Below are 18,713 nucleotides of genomic sequence, written 5' to 3'. Positions count from 1 at the left end.
GCGCACAGGACGCACATTCTGACATTTTATCCGCCGCCGCCAGCCTGTCCGAATCCGTCACCTGACTAAGCTATAAATCTTCAACGACCTCTGTGCGGAACGGTGACATGGACAACGCTTCAACGATCTACGCCTGGGAAGGCATCAACCGCAAAGGGCGCAGGGTGTCCGGGCACAGCACCGGGCACAACCCTGCCCTGGTCAAGGCTCAGTTGCGTCGGCAAGGCATCAGCCCAGGGCTTGTGCGCAAGCATTCTCCGGCGCTGGCGGGCCTCAAGCCGTCTGTCAAATCAGCGGACATCACCCTGCTCACGCGGCAACTGGCCACCTTGCTGAAGGCCGGGATTCCTCTGCTGCAAGCCTTCGACATCATCGGCGAAGGCTTTGACAACCGCACGCTGCGTGAATTGATAGAGGGGTTGAAACAGTCCATCGCCGCAGGCGCCGGCCTTGCCGACACGTTGCGCAAGCATCCACGCTATTTCGATGAGCTGTATTGCAACCTGGTGGCGGCTGGCGAACAGGCCGGGGCCCTTGAAACCTTGCTGGAACGCGTTGCGATTCATCGGGAAAAGAGCGAGCAGTTAAAAGCCAGGATCAAAAAAGCCATGACCTATCCGATCACCGTACTGATGGTCGCCAGCCTGGTCACCGGCGTGCTGCTGGTCCACGTAGTGCCGCAGTTCCAAAGCCTGTTCGCCGGGGTCGACGGCGAACTGCCCGGCTTCACCTTGCAGGTGATCGCTTTGTCCGAGTTCATGCAGCGAGCCTGGTGGGGCGTGGCACTGGGCCTGCTTGCCGCAGGTTTTGGGTTGCGCCACGCCTACCATGCCTTACCGGCTTTTCGGCTGTGGCTGGACGCTGGTTTGTTGAAAGCGCCCGTGGCAGGCAAACTGCTGAGAAAATCAGCCGTGGCCCGTTACGCCCGTACGCTGTCCACTACCTTCGCCGCCGGTGTTCCGTTGGTGCAGGCGCTGGACTCGGTGGCCGGGGCCGCCGGTTCTGGGCCGTTCAGACAGGCAATCGAGCATATGCGACACGATGTATCCACTGGCATGCAACTGAATCAATCCATGGCCGTCAGCGGCCTGTTTCCCGGCATGGCCATCCAGATGACGGCCATCGGCGAAGAGTCGGGCACGCTTGACCGCATGCTGGAGAAGGTCGCCAACCATTACGAGGCCGATGTGGACAACCTGGTCGATCACCTCACCAGCCTGATGGAACCTCTGATCATGGTGGTACTGGGCGGCATCGTCGGTGCGCTGGTGATCGCCATGTACCTGCCAGTGTTCCAGCTGGGTAGCGCATTTTGAGCCTGCTGCTGGAGGAACACCCCTGGGCGTTTATTGCGATGGCATCGGTGCTGGGGCTGATCGTCGGCAGTTTTCTCAACGTGCTGGTGTGGCGCCTGCCGAAAATGCTCGAGCGGGAATGGCGCGCCCAGGCCCATGAAGTGCTCGGCTTGCCCGCGGCACCCGCCGGGCCGACCTACAACCTGATGCAGCCCAACTCTTGCTGCCCGCACTGCAACCATCCCATACGCCCATGGGAAAATATCCCGCTGCTCAGCTACCTGTTTCTGCGCGGTCGCTGCGCGCATTGCCAAGGGGCGATCAGCATCCGCTACCCCCTCACGGAACTGGCGTGCGCTTTGATCTCGGCCTGGGTGGCCTGGCATTTCGGCTTTGGCTGGCAGGCGGGAACGGTGATGGTGCTGAGCTGGGGATTGTTGGCGATGAGCCTGATCGACGCCGACCATCAACTGCTGCCGGATGTGCTGGTAATGCCGCTGCTGTGGCTGGGACTGATCGTCAACAGTTTCGGCCTGCTGACGACATTGGCCGACGCCCTGTGGGGCGCCGTGATCGGGTACATGAGCCTGTGGAGCGTGTTCTGGCTGTTCAAGCTGGTCACCGGCAAGGACGGCATGGGCCACGGCGACTTCAAGTTGCTGGCGCTGCTCGGTGCCTGGGGTGGCTGGCAGATCCTGCCGATGACGCTGTTGATGTCGTCACTGGTCGGGGTATTCGTCGGCTTGATCCTGATGCGTCTGCGCAAGCCCAAGGCGTCGGCACCGATGCCATTTGGTCCGTATCTGGCGATTGCCGGCTGGATTGCATTGCTCTGGGGTGGTCAAATAACCGACTTCTATTTGCAGTCTGTCGGTTTCAGATGACCACTCGTGTTGCAACACCCTGGATTCTCGGCCTTACCGGCGGCATCGGCAGTGGCAAAAGCGCGGCGGCCCAGCACTTTATCGACCTGGGTATCGACCTGGTGGACGCCGATCACGCCGCCCGCTGGGTGGTCGAGCCTGGTCGGCCAGCATTGGCGCGCATCGCCGAGCACTTTGGTGCCGGCGTGCTGCAACCTGACGGCCAGTTGGATCGCGCCGCATTGCGCAAGCTGATCTTTGAAGTCCCCGAAGAGCGCCGCTGGCTCGAAGCCCTGCTGCATCCGTTGATTGGCGAAGAGATCCGCAGCCACCTGGCGCGCGCGACGTCACCTTACGCGATCCTGGTGTCGCCACTGCTGATCGAGTCCGGCCAGCACAGCATGACCCAGCGCATCTTGGTGATCGACGTGCCGCAATCGCTGCAGATTCAGCGTACCCTGCAGCGCGACGGCATCAACGAGCAACAGGTGCAGGCGATCCTCAAGGCCCAATCCAGCCGCGAAGACCGCCTGAAACATGCCGATGACGTACTGGTCAATGACCAGGACCTTGCCTGGCTGCACAGCGAGGTCGAGCGACTGCACCACTTTTACCTTACTTTGCGTGGAGGCCGATCATGAGCCAACCCTTGACCGTCGACTGCCCAACCTGCGGTGCACCCGTGGAATGGAAAGCGACCAACCTCAACCGGCCGTTCTGCTCGGACCGCTGCAAACTCATCGACCTGGGCGCCTGGGCCGCTGAAGAACACAAGATCCCCGTAGCGCCGGATGCTGAAGACGAGCTGTTTTCCGAAGACCTGCCGCCGCGCCACTAAGGGCGCATGAAGGCGTATTCCTGCTGGTCGTCGAGGTTTTCTGCGAGGTATTGCAGCTCGTCGGCCAGGTCTTCGAAACTGCGCACGCCTTTGCTCTGTTGCACCACCGCGCTGAGCATGGCGCGCAGGGTCAGGCCTGGGTCAAAACCGATTTCCTGCGCCGCATCCTGGCTTCTGCGTAACTCCTGCCGTGCCCATTCGTACACACTCATGATCCGCGCTCCTGGAAAAATTTCGCAGAGCATGGGCCTGCTCGGCGACGCGGGATTTGATCCAGGTCAACGCTGCGAATCGTCGTCCTTCCAGGGCGCCGAGAGGTAGCGCGTGCGGTTGAAGGTCTCCAGCCATTCAGGGCAAAACACCACCAGGGCACTGATGACCATGCCGTTGATAAAGGCCTCGGGGAAGATGATCAGCCACAGGTAGCCGACAAAATCCGCCAGCCATTCCGGCATGGCGAAACGCCCGTCGAACCACAACAGCCCCAGCCCAAACAGCAGGCACAACAGTGCCGACATGGCTGCCGCGAAAAAACCGGAACAGAAGATATACACAAAGGGATTGCGCGGTTGCGCACGCTCGACCAGCAGCGCGCAGGCTTCAGTGACCAGCACCGGCAGCCCGATAAGCAACAGGCCATTGACGCCCAGGGCAGCGAGGTCCTGGCGCCCCAACAGCTCAAGCCCAACTGGGCGGCAAAACCGCCGACGATTGCCAGAGGCCAGTCCAGTAACAGGGTCACGGCCGTCATACCGATGAAGTGGTAGGACACGCCGGTATCAAAATCCCGCCGCACCAGCCACAGCATGAACAACGCGAACACGGTGCCGAACAGCAAATGCTGGCGGCGCCGGTCGGCGAACAACTCGACCCACGGCGAACGCAGGATCGCCCACAGTACCACCGGCGCGTACAAGAGCCAGCCGATGCCCATGGTTGTCGGCGCCAACGGGGCGGCACTGATCACGGCGATAATCCCCGGGTCGAATTGAGTCGGATGATCAGTCTACACCGACGTTTCGCAGGGGTACTTCCTGCGGTCATCATTTGGGCGCTAAGCTGCTAGCTATGGATGACTCAGATTACTTGCGCCTGCTCACCGTAGCGGCCGAACAAGCCAACGCGTTTTTGTCCAATGCCCGCAAATGGGAGCGTGAGCGTTGGGTCTGCCAGCGCCTGCTGCAAGGCTTGAACGTGCCCTACCGTGCCGAAGAATTCCACGCCGCCGGGCAAGAGCCGCCGGACGTGCTGTTTCGCGACGCCAGCTTCGAGGTATTTTTTGTGCTGGACGAGGGCCGTCGCCTGAATGACGAATGGCGCGACGAGTTGCTGCGCCGGCGCAGTGCGTTTTCCCTGAGCCAACTGGTACGACGCGAAGCCAAGCCGCGACGGATCCCGGCCCACGAGTTTCTGCTGCGCCTGGCGCCCACGCTGCGCAAGAAGGCGCACAACTATAAAGAACGCGGGATGGACCTGGGTGAGTTGGATATCGTCGCCTTCACCAGCCTCAAGCGCGAAGTGCTCGACCTCAACAGCCATTTTCCGCCGCCGACCGAATACCTGCGCCAGGGCTGGCGCTCGCTGTCGCTGGTAGGGCCGACCTTTGCACGGGTGCTGTTCGCTCACCCGGACGCACCGGATTTCTTGCGCAACAACCTGGGCCGCAGCATAGTGTTCGACGTGGGTATCAGCCTCTAAGCCCCCCGGACTGTAACGTGGCGCCCTTTTGCAACGTCTACCTGACGAGGCCTTTATGACCAGCCGCCTGAACCCCGATGACCAACAGCATGTCGAAGAGTACCTGCAACTCTCCCAGAACCGAGTCGAGCGCAAGCCTTTCCGGCCGTGGCTGCTCCTCGGCGTGGTGCTTGCCGTGGTCATCGGCCTCGGCTTGCTGAGTCGCCTTTTGAGTTACCTGACGCTATGAGCTGCCTGGCGCTCGCGGGGGTAACTGCTCCGATTTCTTTTAGCCTTGCGAGATATTCCCATGACCCATCGTATTATTATCGTCGGCGGCGGCGCCGGCGGCCTGGAGTTGGCTACCCGCCTGGGTAAGACTCTGGGCAAGCGCGGCACCGCCAGCATCACGCTGGTGGACGCCAACCTGACCCATATCTGGAAACCGCTGCTGCACGAAGTCGCGGCCGGTTCGCTGAATTCTTCGGAAGACGAACTCAATTATGTCGCCCAGGCCAAATGGAACCACTTCGAGTTCCAACTGGGGCGCATGAGCGGGCTTGATCGTGAACAGAAGAAGATCCAGCTGGCCGCCACCCTCGACGAAGAAGGCCGTGAACTGGTGCCCGCGCGCGTGCTGGGCTATGACAGCCTGGTGATTGCGGTCGGCAGCACCACCAATGACTTCGGCACCGAAGGTGCAGCGCAGCATTGCCTGTTCCTCGACACCCGCAAGCAGGCCGAGCGCTTCCACCAGCAGTTGCTCAACCACTACCTGCGCGCCCATGCCGGGCAGACCGATGTGGTGGAAAAGATCAGCGTCGCCATCGTCGGTGCCGGTGCTACCGGGGTCGAGCTGGCCGCCGAGCTGCATAACGCCGCCCACGAGCTTGCCGCCTATGGTCTGGACCGCATCAAGCCGGAAAATATGCACATCACCCTGATCGAAGCCGGCCCACGGGTACTGCCGGCCCTGCCGGAGCGTATCGGCGGGCCTGTGCATAAAACCCTGGAGAAGCTCGGGGTGACGGTGCTGACCAACTCGGCAGTCAGCGAAGTGACGGCCGATGCGCTGATCACCAGCAGTGGCCAGGTGATCCCGGCCAGCCTCAAGGTATGGGCCGCCGGCATTCGCGCGCCGGGCTTCCTCAAGGACATTGATGGGCTGGAAACCAACCGCATCAACCAGTTGCAGGTTTTGCCGACGCTGCAAACCACCCGCGACGAGAACATCTTTGCCTTCGGCGACTGCGCCGCGTGCCCGCAACCGGGCACCGACCGCAACGTGCCTCCACGGGCCCAGGCGGCTCACCAACAGGCCTCGTTGCTGGCCAAGTCGCTGAAGCTGCGTATCGAAGGCAAGGACCTGCCTTCTTACAAATACACTGACTACGGCTCGTTGATCTCGCTGTCGCGATTCTCGGCGGTGGGTAACTTGATGGGCAACCTCACCGGCAGCGTGATGCTGGAGGGCTGGCTGGCGCGGATGTTCTATGTGTCGTTGTATCGCATGCACCAGATGGCGCTGTATGGGTTCTTCCGTACGGCGATGCTGATGCTGGGCAGCAGGATCGGACGTGGGACTGAGCCACGCCTCAAATTGCATTAACAACCGGGTCTAGAATGTGACCTGATAAATGTGGGAGCGGGCTTGCTCGCGAATTCGGGGGTTCAGTGCCAGATGCACTGACTGACACACCGCATTCGCGAGCAAGCCCGCTCCCACATTTGCTTAGCGGTGAATTCAGGTTTTTTGCACACAAAAAAAATCCCCGTATCTTTCGATACGAGGATTTTTAATATGGTCGGGGTAAGGGGATTCGAACTCCTGACATCCTGCTCCCAAAGCAGGCGCGCTACCGGACTGCGCTATACCCCGGTAAAAAAAAGGCGACCTTTCAGTCGCCTTCTTCGATCAGTGCTTTTGGCCTCTGATCTTAAGATTCGATTCCAGTGTTAACTGGTCTCAAAAATGGTGGGTCGTGTGGGATTCGAACCTACGACCAATTGGTTAAAAGCCAACTGCTCTACCAACTGAGCTAACGACCCAAATATGGTCGGGGTAGGGGGATTCGAACTCCCGACATCCTGCTCCCAAAGCAGGCGCGCTACCGGACTGCGCTATACCCCGATATTGAAATTGGCTCCGTGACCAGGACTCGAACCTGGGACCCAATGATTAACAGTCATTTGCTCTACCGACTGAGCTATCACGGAACTACATATTTCAAAGTACTACGTTACTGCTTACTACCTTCTCTTCGGCTTGCCCGTATCGCTACGTTCATGTCTCTGAGGCGCGCTATTCTACAATCTTAAAAACCCCTGTCAACCCTTTAAATTGCTTTTAAGACAATGATTTGCGCTTGTTTCTGATTTCTTCTTGGGGAGAAGAAACCCGTGGGCTGACGTTGCTGCGGGGCGCACTTTACAAGCCTTTGCCTTACAGTTCAACGCCCTATCGAAAAAAAAGGCCCCGCAATGCGGGGCCTTCCGTTTTCATCTTGCCCGCGGGGCTTAGTGGAAGACGATCTCGTCGTTTTCCACACTCGCCTTGACGCTGGTGCCCGGCATGAAGCTGCCCGATAGGATCAACTGGGCCAGCGGGTTCTCGATCCAGCGCTGGATCGCACGTTTCAGTGGCCGTGCGCCATACACCGGGTCGTAACCCACCGCGATCAGCTTGTCCAACGCCTCCTGGCTCAGGTCCAGGGACAACTCGCGCTCTGCCAGACGGCCGCGCAGGCGACCCAGCTGGATCTCGGTAATGCCCGCGATCTGATCCCGCGCCAACGGCTCGAAGATCACCACTTCGTCGACCCGGTTGATGAATTCCGGGCGGAAGTGCGAAGTCAGCGCATCCATCACAGCCGCACGTTGCGCTTCACGATCACCCACCAGCTCCTGGATCTGCGCCGAGCCCAGGTTGGAGGTCATCACGATCACCGTATTACGGAAATCCACGGTACGCCCGTGACTGTCGGTCAGGCGGCCGTCTTCCAGCACCTGCAACAGGATGTTGAACACATCCGGATGCGCCTTCTCGACCTCATCCAGCAGGATCACCGAGTAAGGCTTGCGTCGCACGGCTTCGGTCAGGTAACCGCCCTCCTCGTAGCCTACGTAGCCTGGTGGAGCACCGATCAAGCGAGCCACCGAGTGTTTCTCCATGAATTCGGACATATCGATCCGCACCATGGCCTCTTCGGTATCGAAGAGGAACTCTGCCAGAGCCTTGCACAGCTCGGTCTTACCCACGCCGGTCGGGCCGAGGAACATGAACGAGCCACTCGGACGGTTCGGGTCGGACAACCCGGCCCGCGAACGCCGTACCGCGTTGGACACCGCCACCACAGCCTCTTCCTGGCCGATCACACGCTGGTGCAACAGGCTTTCCATCTTCAGCAGCTTGTCGCGCTCGCCTTCGAGCATTTTCGACACGGGAATCCCGGTCCACTTCGAGACGACTTCGGCAATTTCTTCCTCGGTCACCTTGCTGCGCAGCAGTTGGTTCTCAGGCTTGCCGTGCTGGTCGACCATCTGCAGGCTGCGCTCCAGGTCCGGGATCACCCCGTACTGCAACTCGGCCATGCGGTTCAGGTCACCTTTACGGCGTGCCGCTTCCAGTTCCTGGCGCGACTGCTCGATCTTTTGCTGGATCTGCGCAGAGCCCTGCACTTCGGCTTTTTCCGAGGTCCAGATTTCTTCCAGGTCCGAATACTCGCGCTCCAGACGGACGATTTCTTCCTGGAGTTTTTCCAGGCGTTTCTTCGCCGCGTCGTCTTCTTCTTTCTTCAGGGCCTGGGACTCAACTTTCAGTTGAATCAGGCGCCGGTCCAGGCGGTCGAGCACTTCCGGCTTGGAGTCGATCTCCATGCGGATGCGGCTGGCCGCTTCGTCGATCAGGTCAATGGCCTTGTCGGGCAACTGACGGTCGGTGATATAGCGATGGCTCAGTTTGGCCGCCGCAATGATCGCACCGTCGGTGATCGCCACCTTGTGGTGGACCTCATAACGCTCTTTCAGGCCACGCAAGATCGCGATGGTGTCTTCTTCGCTCGGCTCTTCCACCAGTACTTTCTGGAAGCGACGCTCAAGGGCCGCGTCCTTTTCAATGTACTGGCGGTATTCGTTGAGCGTGGTGGCACCGACGCAGTGCAGCTCACCCCGCGCCAAGGCCGGCTTGAGCATATTGCCTGCATCCATGGAGCCTTCGCCTTTACCGGCGCCGACCATGGTGTGCAGTTCGTCGATAAACAGAATGATCTGCCCTTCCTGCTTCGACAGTTCATTGAGCAGGGACTTCAGGCGCTCTTCGAACTCGCCACGGAACTTGGCACCGGCGATCAAAGACCCCATGTCCAGGGACAACAGGCGCTTGCCTTTGAGGCCGTCCGGCACTTCACCATTGATGATGCGCTGGGCCAAACCTTCGGCAATCGCGGTTTTACCCACGCCAGGCTCACCGATCAGCACCGGGTTGTTCTTGGTACGACGCTGCAGCACCTGGATGGTGCGACGGATTTCATCGTCACGACCGATCACCGGGTCAAGCTTGCCTTCTTCGGCGCGCTTGGTCAGGTCGACGGTGTATTTATCCAGGGCCTGGCGCGACTCCTCATGGTTGGGGTCGTTCACCGCGTCGCCGCCACGCAGGTTGTTGATGGCGTTTTCCAGGGCTTTCTTGCTCACGCCCTGACCGAGCAACAACTTGCCGAGCTTGCTGTTCTCGTCCATGGCGGCGAGCAGCACGAGTTCGCTGGAGATGAACTGGTCGCCCTTCTGCTGGGCCAGACGATCCGCCTGGTTGAGCAGGCGCGCCAGGTCCTGGGACATATTCACGTCGCCGGTTGGGTTTTGGATTTTCGGCAGTTGGTCGAGCTCTTTGCTCAACTCCTTGCGCAGGCTGTTGACGTCAAAGCCCACCTGCATCAGCAAGGGCTTGATAGAACCACCTTGCTGTTCCAGGAGCGCCTGCATCAAGTGCGCAGGCTCAATGGCCGGGTGGTCGAGGCCCACCGCCAAGGATTGAGAGTCAGACAGTGCCAACTGCAATTTGCTGGTTAAACGATCAATACGCATTAGTCACCTTCCTTTTGAGCAGGCCGGAGCTATAAAACATCCTGAATGAAGAAACCTGCCAGATACCCTTATAGATGGGGTGGATTCTGGAAGATTCAAGCACGCGACGGCGGATATGGACCGGGTTTGACCCAGATCAAGGGAGTCTAGCGTTCAAGCCAGACAAGGGAGGCAAAACGTCCGGTGCGAGGGCTGCGCCGGTAGGAAAAGAAGCGCGGGTCAGTCACGGTGCAGTACCCACCACCATACACAGCAGTAACGCCACGCGCGGCAAGGCGTAGGCGCGCGAGCTTATAGATGTCGGCCATGAACTTGCCTGGGTTGTGGCTGGGCACGAACGCTTCGGCAGTGATCGGCAACGGCTGCATGAAGGCTTCGCGTACTTCCGGGCCGACTTCGAAGGCTTGTGGGCCAATCGCCGGGCCGAGCCAGACCAGCACGTCTTCAGGTTCGGCGCCGAGGCTTTCGAAAGCCCCTTCCAGCCCCCCCGCCGCCAGGCCGCGCCAGCCAGCATGGGCTGCAGCCACGCGGGTGCCAGCGCGGTTGCAGAACAACGCGGGCAGGCAATCGGCGGTCATTGAGGTGCAGGCGATGCCAGGGGTGCTGGTCCAGCTGCCATCAGCTTCGGCAATGCGTGACGGGTCAGCCTCGACCACAGTTACCCCGTGGACTTGGCGCAACCAGGCAGGCTGAATATTGAACGCGTCGGTAAGACGGCGGCGGTTTTCGAGGACCGCGTCAAGATTATCCTCGACATGATCGCCCAGGTTGAGGCTGTCGAACGGCGCCAGACTGACGCCGCCCGCTCGAGTGGTGACGCAGGCTTTCACCTGAGCCGGCGCGGGCCAGTCAGGTATCAGCCAGTCACTCATCCGACAAACGCCTCGCGATCCTGCTTGAGCAGCGTCAACAACCAGACCAGATCGTCCGGCAGAGGCGATTCCCAGCTCATCCGCTTACCGCTCGTCGGATGATCCAGTTCCAGGAAGCGTGCATGCAACGCCTGGCGCGGGAAGTTTTTCAGCGATTCAACCATGGTCTGGCTCGCCGCCGGTGGAATGCGGAAGCGACCGCCGTAGGCCGGATCACCGACCAACGGGAAGTTGATGTGTGCCATGTGCACGCGAATCTGGTGGGTACGGCCGGTTTCGAGCTTGACCCGCACGTGGGTGTGGGAGCGGAAGCGCTCCAGCACACGGTAGTGACTGACGGCCTGCTTGCCGCCTTCCATCACCGCCATACGCTGGCGCTGCTGGCCGTGACGGCCAATCGGAGCGTTGATCTTGCCACCGGCCACTACGACACCGATCACGATGCACTCGTAGATCCGGCTGACGCTGCGGCTCTGCAACTGTGTAACCAGCTGCGTCTGCGCCTGAATGGTCTTGGCCACCACCATCAGACCGGTGGTGTCCTTGTCCAGGCGGTGCACGATGCCACAGCGCGGGACATTGATGATGTCCGGCACATGGTGCAACAAGGCATTGAGCAAGGTGCCATCAGCATGCCCGGCTGCCGGGTGAACCACCAGGCCTGCGGGTTTGTTGATGACCAGGATGTCGTCGTCTTCGTAGACGATATCCAGCTCGATGTCCTGGGCGACCCATTCTCCCTGGGCTTCCTGCTCGGCAGTCAGCTCAAGAATCGCACCGCCATGGACTATGTCTCGCGGGCGGCTAACCGCTCCATCCACAGTCAGGCGGCCGTCTTTGATCCAGGCGGAAAGGCGCGAGCGCGAGTGCTCAGCGAATAATTGTGCGGCGACTTGATCGAGGCGTTGGCCGCCCAATTCGGACGGCACCTCTGCGCGAAGTTCAATTTTATCGGACATGCTCAGACTAGGCGTGGCACAGCCTTTGGTTTCGGCTGCGCGCTTGTGGTTAAATACGGCGTCTTTTGCCCCGAGGCTTTCAACGGGGCGCTCATCATAACAGGACGGCCCCGCCCAAGACAGCGGCCGTCATAGGGACGCAAGCCGCCATGCAAGTGAAACACCTGCTGCTGATCGCCATCCTCGCCATGACTGCTGCTTGCTCGTCAACAAAGGAAGTCGTCGACGAAAACCTGAGCGAAGTCGAGTTGTACCAACTGGCTCAGAAAGACTTGGACAATAATAGCTACACCAGCGCCACAGCGAAGCTGAAGGCCCTGGAGTCGCGCTATCCGTTCGGGCGCTACGCCGACCAGGCCCAGCTCGAGCTGATCTACGCCAACTACAAGAACGCCGAGCCGGAAGCCGCCAAGTCCGCCGCCGAGCGTTTCATCCGCCTGCACCCGCAGCACCCGAACGTCGACTACGCCTACTACATGAAGGGCCTGACCTCGTTCGACCAGGACGTTGGCCTGCTGGCGCGCTTCCTGCCGCTGGACATGACCAAGCGTGACCCGGGCGCTGCCCGCGACTCCTACAACGAGTTCGCCCAGCTGACCAGCCGCTACCCCAATAGCCGCTACGCGCCGGACGCCAAGCAGCGCATGATCTACCTGCGCAATCTGCTGGCTTCCTACGAGATCCACGTGGCCCACTACTACCTGACTCGTCAGGCGTACGTCGCAGCTGCCAACCGTGGCCGCTACGTTGTGGAAAACTTCCAGGAAACCCCTTCCGTAGGTGACGGCCTGGCCGTGATGACCGAGGCCTACCAGCGCCTGCACCTGGACGAACTGGCCAGCACCAGCCTGGAAACCCTGAAGCTCAACTACCCGGACCACTCAAGCCTGAAAGACGGCCAGTTCGTGCCTCAGGTGGCCGAAGCCGACAACCGTTCGTGGCTGAGCAAGTACACCCTGGGCCTGATCGAGTCCCGTCCACCGCTGCCGCCGGGCGAAACCCGCGCCAACCAGGACGTGATCAAACAGTACCAGGATGCCAAGGACGCCATCCCTTCGGAACTCAAGCCGCATGATGAAAACGGCGACGTGATCGAAGAGGAAGCGCCGCAGGCCCTGGGCAATAACCAGGACCGTTCGTGGTTCAGCTACATGACCTTCGGTGTGTTCGACTGATAGCACCTCGCGTCATCAAGAAGGAGCCTTGCGAGGCTCCTTTTTTGTGGGCGGTATTATTGCGCTGTGCGCCTGGCACGTCCTTGGCTAAACTGGTGCATTCCTTGTCGAGAAACTGCCCATCATGCTTCGTCTACTGTTCTGGATTGCCGTCATTGCCGCCGCAGTATGGTTCTGGCGCAAATTCAAAAGCCCGGCCGCCAGGCAGCATCGTGCCAGCGAGCCTGACGCGGCCCTGATGGTGCGCTGCGCCCACTGCGGCGTGCATCTGCCGCAGGATCGCGCCTTGAGCTCACGCCAGGAGTGGTATTGCACCCAGGCGCACCTGGAGCAAGGGCCGAAATCTATCCAGCGTTGAGCCGACCGGCCGGCGCATACGGCGCCGGGTCGATGATCGGTGCACGCGCCAGTAGCAAGTCAGCAAACAATTGGCAGGACGCCGGCGCAAGCACCAGGCCGTTGCGGTAATGCCCGCAGTTGAGCCACAGGCCATTGAAGCCCGGCACACGACCGATGTAGGGAATGCCTTCGGGCGAACCGGGACGCAGACCGGCCCAATGTCCAACCACTTCGGCGTCCGCCAGGGCGGGGATCAGTTCCACCGCTGACGCCTTGAGGCTTTCCAGCGCGGTTTCGGTGGGGGTCTTGTCGAAACCTTCATGTTCCAGGGTACTGCCGATCAGGATGTGCCCGTCCCGCCGAGGGATCGCGTAACGCCCCTTGGCTAATACCATGCTCGACAGGAAGTCCGAAGCGCATTTGTACAGAATCATCTGGCCTTTGACCGGCTCGACCGGCAGCGACAGGCCCAACGTGCCGAGCAGCTCACCGCTCCATGCGCCGGCCGCCAGTACGACCTGATCGCCGAAGATCGGCCCATCAGCGCTGTTCACACCCACGACATTACCCGCATCCAAGACAAAGCCTGTCACTTCGCACTGTTCATGAATGGTCACGCCAGGCAGCGCCAGCAGCGCAGCCTTGAGGGATTTGACCAGGCGCGGGTTGCGCACATTGGCAACGTTGGCCATGTAGATCGCCTGGGAGTAACCGCCGCCCAGCACCGGAACGGCGTCATGGGCGGCCGACACGTCCACCTTGCTCAAGGGCCGGCCTTCACGCGCGGCCCAAGAAAGTGCTTCGGCTTCGTCATCCAGATCGAGCCAGTACAAGCCCGTGGTGTGAACCTCCGGATCAACGCCCGTCGCAGCGAACAGACGCTGCGCCAGCTGTGGATAAAAATCCTGGGACCAATGAGCCAGGGCCGTGACCGCCGGGCTGTAGCGCCAGGGATACAGGGGCGAGACAATGCCACCACCCGCCCAGGAGGACTCCTGCCCCAACCCTACGCGCTCCAGCAGCACCACCGCCTGCCCCTGGGTGGCGAGGTTGAACGCCGTCAACAAGCCGATGACTCCGCCACCGACAATCACTACCTGCTGTTGCTCTGCCATCATTTGATCCAGCCGATAAATAGGAACAAGCGCACCCGGCGCCCAATCATCGAGCACCCTCATCATTGGCCCCAACACAGCTTTCGCGACATCTGCGGTGCAGCGCCCGGGTTGGTCCGCGTACCCGTACCGGTCAGGCTGAAGTCACCGCAAGGATCGCCAGCCATTAACGAGCCGGCGACCGGCGTGGCCACCAGTTGGAAGTCCTGAGGGTTCAATGCAGCGGTGATTCTATAGCGATCATTGCCTGCACTGACGCCGGCTGCATCAATAAAACTGCCGTTCCTCGCATAAAAGCGCTCCAGGTACTGTGCTTGCTCGGTCAACAGCGCGACGATTTCAGCGCGATAGACTTTTTTCAGATGGCCGGTGTAACCGGGGTAAGCAATCCCGGCCAGAACCGCAATGATCACCACGGCGATCAGTAACTCGATCAGGGTAAAACCCTGGCTGTCCATGCCCATTCCACTACTCCTTATTGAAGTTGTCGCCATGCCACTCGCCGAAACCGCGAGCCACCCTCCTCTTCTACCCGCGCATAGGTACTCTCCAGCACCGTGCGCAATTGCCCGTGCAGCCCGACAGCCGTCACTCGATACACCGCTGCAGGGATTTGCGCTGGCAAATGCGCGAGCCCTACCGCAGGCCCGAGGGATTGAACCCCGTATAAGCCACCTTTCAGTGCCACCCAACTGATGCCTGAAACAGGGTCCACTCCAGGCCCGACCACCAAAAATGCCGCCTCCGGCGGTGCACAGTTGACGATCGATTGGCATAGCGGCAACGCTGCAAATGAGCGCTGTATGGCAGATTCCCCGAGTCTCAGGCCACTCTCGGCACTTTGCAGCGACTGATTGCGGTGCCAGAAGCTACCGGCAATCTTTTGCTGAGTAAGCGCAGCCTGCATCGATGACAAACCAATCAACGACAACAGCAGCAACAACACCAGGCAAACCAGCAGCACCATGCCCGCCTGTCGCAGACGAAAACCTTCTGCAAGCATCATGGCAGCCCTACCCCAGCCGGTTTCGCAGCGCCGCCACGACGCTGTAGGTTTGATCTTTCACCCGGGCGGCTGGGTCTTGCAGCGTCATCACAATGCGCACACTGCGTATCAAGGATTCGTCGGCCGGGCCGGCGTCGTAGCGCACCACTTCCGTTGACGCAGGTTTGGCGGACACGCCGAAACTGATATCGAACGCCTTCACGTTATCCACCAATACCGCCTTGGCGGGTGATGCAGGCGTACTGACTTTCAACTGCCCTGCTTCGAAGGTGTAGGTAACTTGGCGTAACGCAAAACGGATTTGCCCGGGTGCCGATGCCGGGGCGCTTCCCGCGTAGGCGTGGGCGCTGCCTGTGCAATCGGACAATACAGTCCAGTCAGGCGTGCCGCTTCCAACGGCGACATCCGTAGTCACCAGCGTCAGCGAGGTTGATCCGCCTCCGACACGCCAAGCGACAGGCCGGTCAAAAGCGGGCGGGGCGTTGTCGATAAACGCTGTCGCCAGACAGCCGAACATGCCCGCCTGACGGATATCCTGGAGCAGCTTGCCCAGCACAAACCGCGCATCATCCTGCATCAACAAAGCGGCCTGCTGGCTGGCGTTGGCGGCCCTGGCATTGATTGCCACCTGGCTGGCCCAGAGCACCAGTACCAACCCCATCGCCAAGGCCAGCAGCAACTCCACCAGGCTGAAACCTCGAACAAGACACCTCATTGCGCCACTCCCGGTTTATCGCGGATGCGACTGGTCAGGGTGAAGGTTTCCCGGGCACCCGGCCTGCCTGTACCTCGACTGTCATCCCAACTGATGCTGACCGTCACCTCGCCGCCACTGATCGACACCGAGCCTTTGGCGCTCTCCCCGGCAAAACCGAGAATGTTGGCCTCGAAATCATGCAAGTCCAGGTCGCGCACACTGGCGGCAACGTTGCCGGCCAAGGCACGCTCGGCCCGGCCCCACGTGTAGTCGGCAGCAGAATTGGCACGGATCCGGTCGAGCAAGTCGTAGGCAATGAAACTGGCCTGGCTGGTCATCCTGGAACTGTCGGTGTACTTGAGCGCATTGAGTTGGATCACCGCCGCACCCAGCAGGCCAATGGTGAGAATCAACACCGCGACCAGCACTTCGATCAGTGTCGTACCGGCTTGGTAGCGGGATAAGGCGTTGGGCAAACAGGTGTTCGTGCAGGCAAGCATTACCGTCGTCATCCGTGTCGAGGTCCGAAAAAGAGCAGGTAAACCCTGCTATGCGGCCCAAGACTAGCGCCGGTTTTTCACCTGCGCTGCAACCGGAACAAAGGGAAATACTTTGGACATGAAGGCCATCATCCGCACCACAGACGGGACGCTATACCTAGGACTACACCCAAATCCACGGAGGGATGGCACATGCAACAACGAGGGTTCACCTTGATCGAACTGCTGCTGGGACTGATCGTGAGCGGCATTCTGGCCAACCTGGCGGTGCCGAGTTTCAAGAGCCTGCAGGAGTCACAGCAGCGACAGAGCGCAGCACAGTCCTTGGCGCAAGGCCTGCGTTATGCACGCACCGAAGCCATCGCACGCAACCGGGCGGTGGTCATTCACGCACTGAAGGATGATTGGGGCCTGGGGTGGCGGGTCATCGTGGACATCAGCGGGCGCGGCCCCCTGGACGATGACAACCCGGTGCTGTTGGAGCACCAGGCCAGCAGGCAAGCGCCGATCGTGGGCAATGGGCCGCTCAAGAACCAGGTGCGCTTCAGCGGGATGGGTGAGCCCATCTTTTCAGGGGGAGGCTTCCGTGCCGGCACTTTGCATGTGTGTGCCACGGACCAGGCGCAGAGCCTGCATCAGGTAGTGCTGGCGCCCAGCGGGCGCATCAGCCTGCGCAGCGAGCGTGCCGAGCAGGCATTGTGCCGGAGTTGATCCGGCACACCGGGTCTTCACAGCAGCGAGCGAACCCGCAGCTCCTTGGGCATGGAGAACGTGATGTTCTCTTCGCGGCCAGCCAGTTCATCGGCACCGGTAGCGCCCCAGGCGTGCAACTGCTGGATAACACCGCGCACCAGCACTTCCGGCGCCGAAGCACCCGCCGTGATGCCAATGCGCTCGACACCGTCGAACCAACTGCGCTGCATATCTTCGGCACCATCGATCAGGTACGCCGGCGTCGCCATGCGCTCAGCCAACTCACGCAGGCGGTTGGAGTTGGAACTGTTGGGGCTACCAACCACCAGGACCACATCGCATTCGTCTGCCAGTTGCTTGACCGCGTCCTGGCGGTTCTGGGTGGCGTAGCAGATGTCGTCCTTGCGCGGGCCGCCAATGGCCGGGAAGCGGCTGCGCAGCGCGTCGATCACGCGGCTGGTGTCGTCCATGGACAGGGTGGTCTGGGTCACGAATGCCAGGCGCTCGGGGTTCTGTACCTGCAGGTTGGCGACGTCTTTTTCGTCCTCCACCAGGTAAATCGCCCCGCCATTGCTGGCGTCGTACTGACCCATGGTGCCTTCGACTTCCGGGTGGCCGGCGTGGCCGATCAGGATGCACTCGCGACCATCACGGCTGTAGCGCGCGACTTCGATGTGCACCTTGGTGACCAGTGGGCAGGTAGCATCGAAGACTTTCAGGCCGCGGCCTGCCGCTTCGGTACGCACAGCCTGGGAAACACCGTGGGCGCTGAAGATGACGATCACATCGTCCGGCACCTGGTCGAGCTCTTCGACAAAGATGGCGCCGCGGGCGCGCAGGTCTTCGACCACGAATTTGTTGTGGACGACTTCATGACGCACGTAAATCGGCGGCCCGAAGACTTCCAGGGCGCGGTTGACGATTTCGATCGCCCGGTCCACACCGGCGCAGAAGCCACGGGGGTTGGCGAGTTTGATTTGCATGCTGTGCCTCGTGTCTTGCAGCCACTTGGGTTCAAGCTAGACGCTAACCCACCTGACAGTAGAGATCAAAGGTGGGAGCGGGCTTGCTCGCGAATGCGGTGGGTCAGTAAATAAATCTGTTGACTGACACTCAGCATTCGCGAGCAAGCCCGCTCCCACATTTTTAACCGCGTCGTTGATCAGAGCGCTTTAACGTCGATGATTTCAACGTCAAAGGTCAAGGTTTTACCGGCCAACGGGTGGTTGAAGTCGATGGTCACTTGCGCGTCATCGAAGGTTTTCACCACACCCGGCAGTTCGGTATTCGCCGCATCGTTGAAGATCACCAGCAGGCCCTCCGACAGGTCCATGTCCTGGAACTGCGAACGCGGGATGATCTGTACGTTTTGCGGGTTGGGCTGGCCAAAGGCGTTTTCCGGCAGGATCTGCAGGGTACGCTTGTCGCCGGCCTTGAAGCCGAACAGGGCCGCTTCGAAACCCGGCAGCAGGTTGCCGTCGCCGACCTTGAAGGTGGCCGGGGCTTTGTCGAACGTGCTGTCGACCGTGTCGCCATTCTCCAGGCGCAGTGCAAAGTGCAAAGTGACTTCCGTGTTCTGGCCGATGCGTTGCTCAGCCAATA

General features: G+C 60.6%; 20 protein-coding genes, 4 tRNA genes and 2 pseudogenes. 10 read left to right on the top strand and 16 right to left on the bottom strand.

All coding sequences use genetic code 11. From position 1 onward, the window contains the following. The first annotated feature begins 107 nt into the window (after window positions 1-107). From BLR69_RS25725 to yacG, 4 genes are read left to right on the top strand one after another with little or no spacing between them, the layout of a single operon-like run. Entirely contained in the window at window positions 108-1,316 is a 1,209-nt protein-coding gene (locus BLR69_RS25725) for a type II secretion system F family protein (RefSeq protein WP_071494194.1), read from the top strand. Then, window positions 1,313-2,179 (top strand): prepilin peptidase, encoded by an 867-nt coding sequence (locus BLR69_RS25720; RefSeq protein ID WP_071494195.1) that lies wholly within the window; start codon window positions 1,313-1,315, stop codon window positions 2,177-2,179. The genes BLR69_RS25725 and BLR69_RS25720 overlap by 4 nt, the downstream gene beginning before the upstream one ends. Beyond that, complete coding sequence (gene coaE / locus BLR69_RS25715) at window positions 2,176-2,799, top strand: dephospho-CoA kinase (RefSeq protein WP_071494196.1); 624 nt, start codon at window positions 2,176-2,178, stop codon at window positions 2,797-2,799. The genes BLR69_RS25720 and coaE overlap by 4 nt, the downstream gene beginning before the upstream one ends. Beyond that, window positions 2,796-2,996 carry a DNA gyrase inhibitor YacG gene (yacG, locus tag BLR69_RS25710; protein WP_003188437.1) on the top strand — a complete coding sequence of 67 codons (201 nt, stop codon included), beginning with the start codon at window positions 2,796-2,798 and terminating at the stop codon, window positions 2,994-2,996. Before coaE ends, yacG begins: the two co-directional genes overlap by 4 nt. Here yacG and BLR69_RS25705 read toward each other — a convergent pair. Together BLR69_RS25705 and BLR69_RS25700 are read right to left on the bottom strand one after the other, a co-directional pair. Beyond that, window positions 2,993-3,208, bottom strand: a complete 216-nt coding sequence (locus BLR69_RS25705; protein ID WP_003171680.1) for a hypothetical protein — start codon at window positions 3,206-3,208, stop codon at window positions 2,993-2,995. The two genes, yacG and BLR69_RS25705, sit on opposite strands and share 4 nt — an antisense overlap. Window positions 3,209-3,274: 66 nt before the next feature. Further along, window positions 3,275-3,963 (bottom strand): annotated as a pseudogene (locus BLR69_RS25700) (energy-coupling factor ABC transporter permease). Between the two features lie 101 nt (window positions 3,964-4,064). Between BLR69_RS25700 and BLR69_RS25695 the strand changes: the two are divergent. The 3 genes from BLR69_RS25695 to BLR69_RS25685 are packed head-to-tail and all read left to right on the top strand — an operon-like array spanning window position 4,065 to window position 6,282. Then, window positions 4,065-4,694, top strand: a complete 630-nt coding sequence (locus BLR69_RS25695; RefSeq protein ID WP_010213242.1) for a DUF1780 domain-containing protein — start codon at window positions 4,065-4,067, stop codon at window positions 4,692-4,694. A gap of 55 nt (window positions 4,695-4,749) precedes the next feature. After that, on the top strand, window positions 4,750-4,923 hold the full coding sequence (locus BLR69_RS25690) for a DUF3094 family protein (protein WP_046034083.1): 174 nt from the start codon (window positions 4,750-4,752) through the stop codon (window positions 4,921-4,923). Between the two features lie 60 nt (window positions 4,924-4,983). Continuing rightward, window positions 4,984-6,282 carry an NAD(P)/FAD-dependent oxidoreductase gene (locus BLR69_RS25685; protein ID WP_058423065.1) on the top strand — a complete coding sequence of 433 codons (1,299 nt, stop codon included), beginning with the start codon at window positions 4,984-4,986 and terminating at the stop codon, window positions 6,280-6,282. Window positions 6,283-6,475: 193 nt separating this feature from the next. Here BLR69_RS25685 and BLR69_RS25680 read toward each other — a convergent pair. From BLR69_RS25680 to rluD, 7 genes are all read right to left on the bottom strand, one after another. Continuing rightward, window positions 6,476-6,552 (bottom strand) — tRNA-Pro (locus tag BLR69_RS25680). Between the two features lie 94 nt (window positions 6,553-6,646). Next, window positions 6,647-6,722 (bottom strand) — tRNA-Lys (locus BLR69_RS25675). A 5-nt stretch (window positions 6,723-6,727) separates the two neighbouring features. Then, window positions 6,728-6,804, bottom strand: a tRNA-Pro gene (locus BLR69_RS25670). 10 nt (window positions 6,805-6,814) lie between these two features. Further along, window positions 6,815-6,890, bottom strand: a tRNA-Asn gene (locus tag BLR69_RS25665). Window positions 6,891-7,190: 300 nt separating this feature from the next. Then, complete coding sequence (clpB, locus tag BLR69_RS25660) at window positions 7,191-9,755, bottom strand: ATP-dependent chaperone ClpB (RefSeq protein ID WP_071494197.1); 2,565 nt, start codon at window positions 9,753-9,755, stop codon at window positions 7,191-7,193. Between the two features lie 146 nt (window positions 9,756-9,901). Beyond that, window positions 9,902-10,627 (bottom strand): peptidoglycan editing factor PgeF, encoded by a 726-nt coding sequence (pgeF, locus tag BLR69_RS25655; protein WP_071494198.1) that lies wholly within the window; start codon window positions 10,625-10,627, stop codon window positions 9,902-9,904. Then, window positions 10,624-11,586 (bottom strand): 23S rRNA pseudouridine(1911/1915/1917) synthase RluD, encoded by a 963-nt coding sequence (gene rluD, locus BLR69_RS25650; RefSeq protein WP_071494199.1) that lies wholly within the window; start codon window positions 11,584-11,586, stop codon window positions 10,624-10,626. The genes pgeF and rluD overlap by 4 nt, the downstream gene beginning before the upstream one ends. Window positions 11,587-11,735: 149 nt before the next feature. On the opposite strand from rluD, the gene BLR69_RS25645 reads away from it, so the two are divergent. Beyond that, entirely contained in the window at window positions 11,736-12,761 is a 1,026-nt protein-coding gene (locus tag BLR69_RS25645; RefSeq protein WP_071494200.1) for an outer membrane protein assembly factor BamD, read from the top strand. A 124-nt stretch (window positions 12,762-12,885) separates the two neighbouring features. Further along, a complete protein-coding gene (locus BLR69_RS25640) occupies window positions 12,886-13,119 on the top strand; it encodes a PP0621 family protein (protein ID WP_071494201.1) in 234 nt (77 codons plus the stop codon). Here BLR69_RS25640 and thiO read toward each other — a convergent pair. The 5 genes from thiO to pilV all read right to left on the bottom strand — a co-directional run bounded on the left by thiO (window position 13,106) and on the right by pilV (window position 16,418). After that, window positions 13,106-14,215 (bottom strand): glycine oxidase ThiO, encoded by a 1,110-nt coding sequence (thiO, locus tag BLR69_RS25635; protein WP_071494202.1) that lies wholly within the window; start codon window positions 14,213-14,215, stop codon window positions 13,106-13,108. The genes BLR69_RS25640 and thiO overlap by 14 nt on opposite strands. A gap of 62 nt (window positions 14,216-14,277) precedes the next feature. Next, the gene (locus BLR69_RS25630; protein ID WP_071494203.1) at window positions 14,278-14,679 is read right to left on the bottom strand and encodes a type IV pilin protein; all 402 of its coding nucleotides are present in this window, start codon (window positions 14,677-14,679) and stop codon (window positions 14,278-14,280) included. Window positions 14,680-14,690: 11 nt separating this feature from the next. Continuing rightward, window positions 14,691-15,221, bottom strand: a complete 531-nt coding sequence (locus BLR69_RS25625; RefSeq protein WP_071494204.1) for a pilus assembly PilX family protein — start codon at window positions 15,219-15,221, stop codon at window positions 14,691-14,693. Between the two features lie 7 nt (window positions 15,222-15,228). Further along, window positions 15,229-15,936 carry a PilW family protein gene (locus BLR69_RS25620; protein WP_071494205.1) on the bottom strand — a complete coding sequence of 236 codons (708 nt, stop codon included), beginning with the start codon at window positions 15,934-15,936 and terminating at the stop codon, window positions 15,229-15,231. Further along, complete coding sequence (gene pilV / locus BLR69_RS25615) at window positions 15,933-16,418, bottom strand: type IV pilus modification protein PilV (RefSeq protein ID WP_071494206.1); 486 nt, start codon at window positions 16,416-16,418, stop codon at window positions 15,933-15,935. The genes BLR69_RS25620 and pilV overlap by 4 nt, the downstream gene beginning before the upstream one ends. 192 nt (window positions 16,419-16,610) lie before the next feature. Between pilV and BLR69_RS25610 the strand changes: the two are divergent. Beyond that, window positions 16,611-17,193, top strand: a pseudogene (locus BLR69_RS25610) (GspH/FimT family pseudopilin). Here the strand turns inward: BLR69_RS25610 and ispH are convergent. Then, entirely contained in the window at window positions 17,147-18,094 is a 948-nt protein-coding gene (gene ispH / locus BLR69_RS25605; RefSeq protein ID WP_012722142.1) for a 4-hydroxy-3-methylbut-2-enyl diphosphate reductase, read from the bottom strand. The pseudogene BLR69_RS25610 and the gene ispH sit on opposite strands and share 47 nt — an antisense overlap. A gap of 179 nt (window positions 18,095-18,273) precedes the next feature. After that, window positions 18,274-18,711, bottom strand: a complete 438-nt coding sequence (fkpB, locus tag BLR69_RS25600) for an FKBP-type peptidyl-prolyl cis-trans isomerase (protein WP_010213263.1) — start codon at window positions 18,709-18,711, stop codon at window positions 18,274-18,276. Between the last annotated feature and the right edge of the window lie 2 nt (window positions 18,712-18,713).

This window comes from Pseudomonas azotoformans (assembly GCF_900103345.1).
GTDB lineage: Bacteria > Pseudomonadota > Gammaproteobacteria > Pseudomonadales > Pseudomonadaceae > Aquipseudomonas > Aquipseudomonas azotoformans.
The sequence above is the reverse complement of the archived record's forward strand: the minus strand, read 5'-3'. Positions and strand labels throughout refer to the sequence as shown.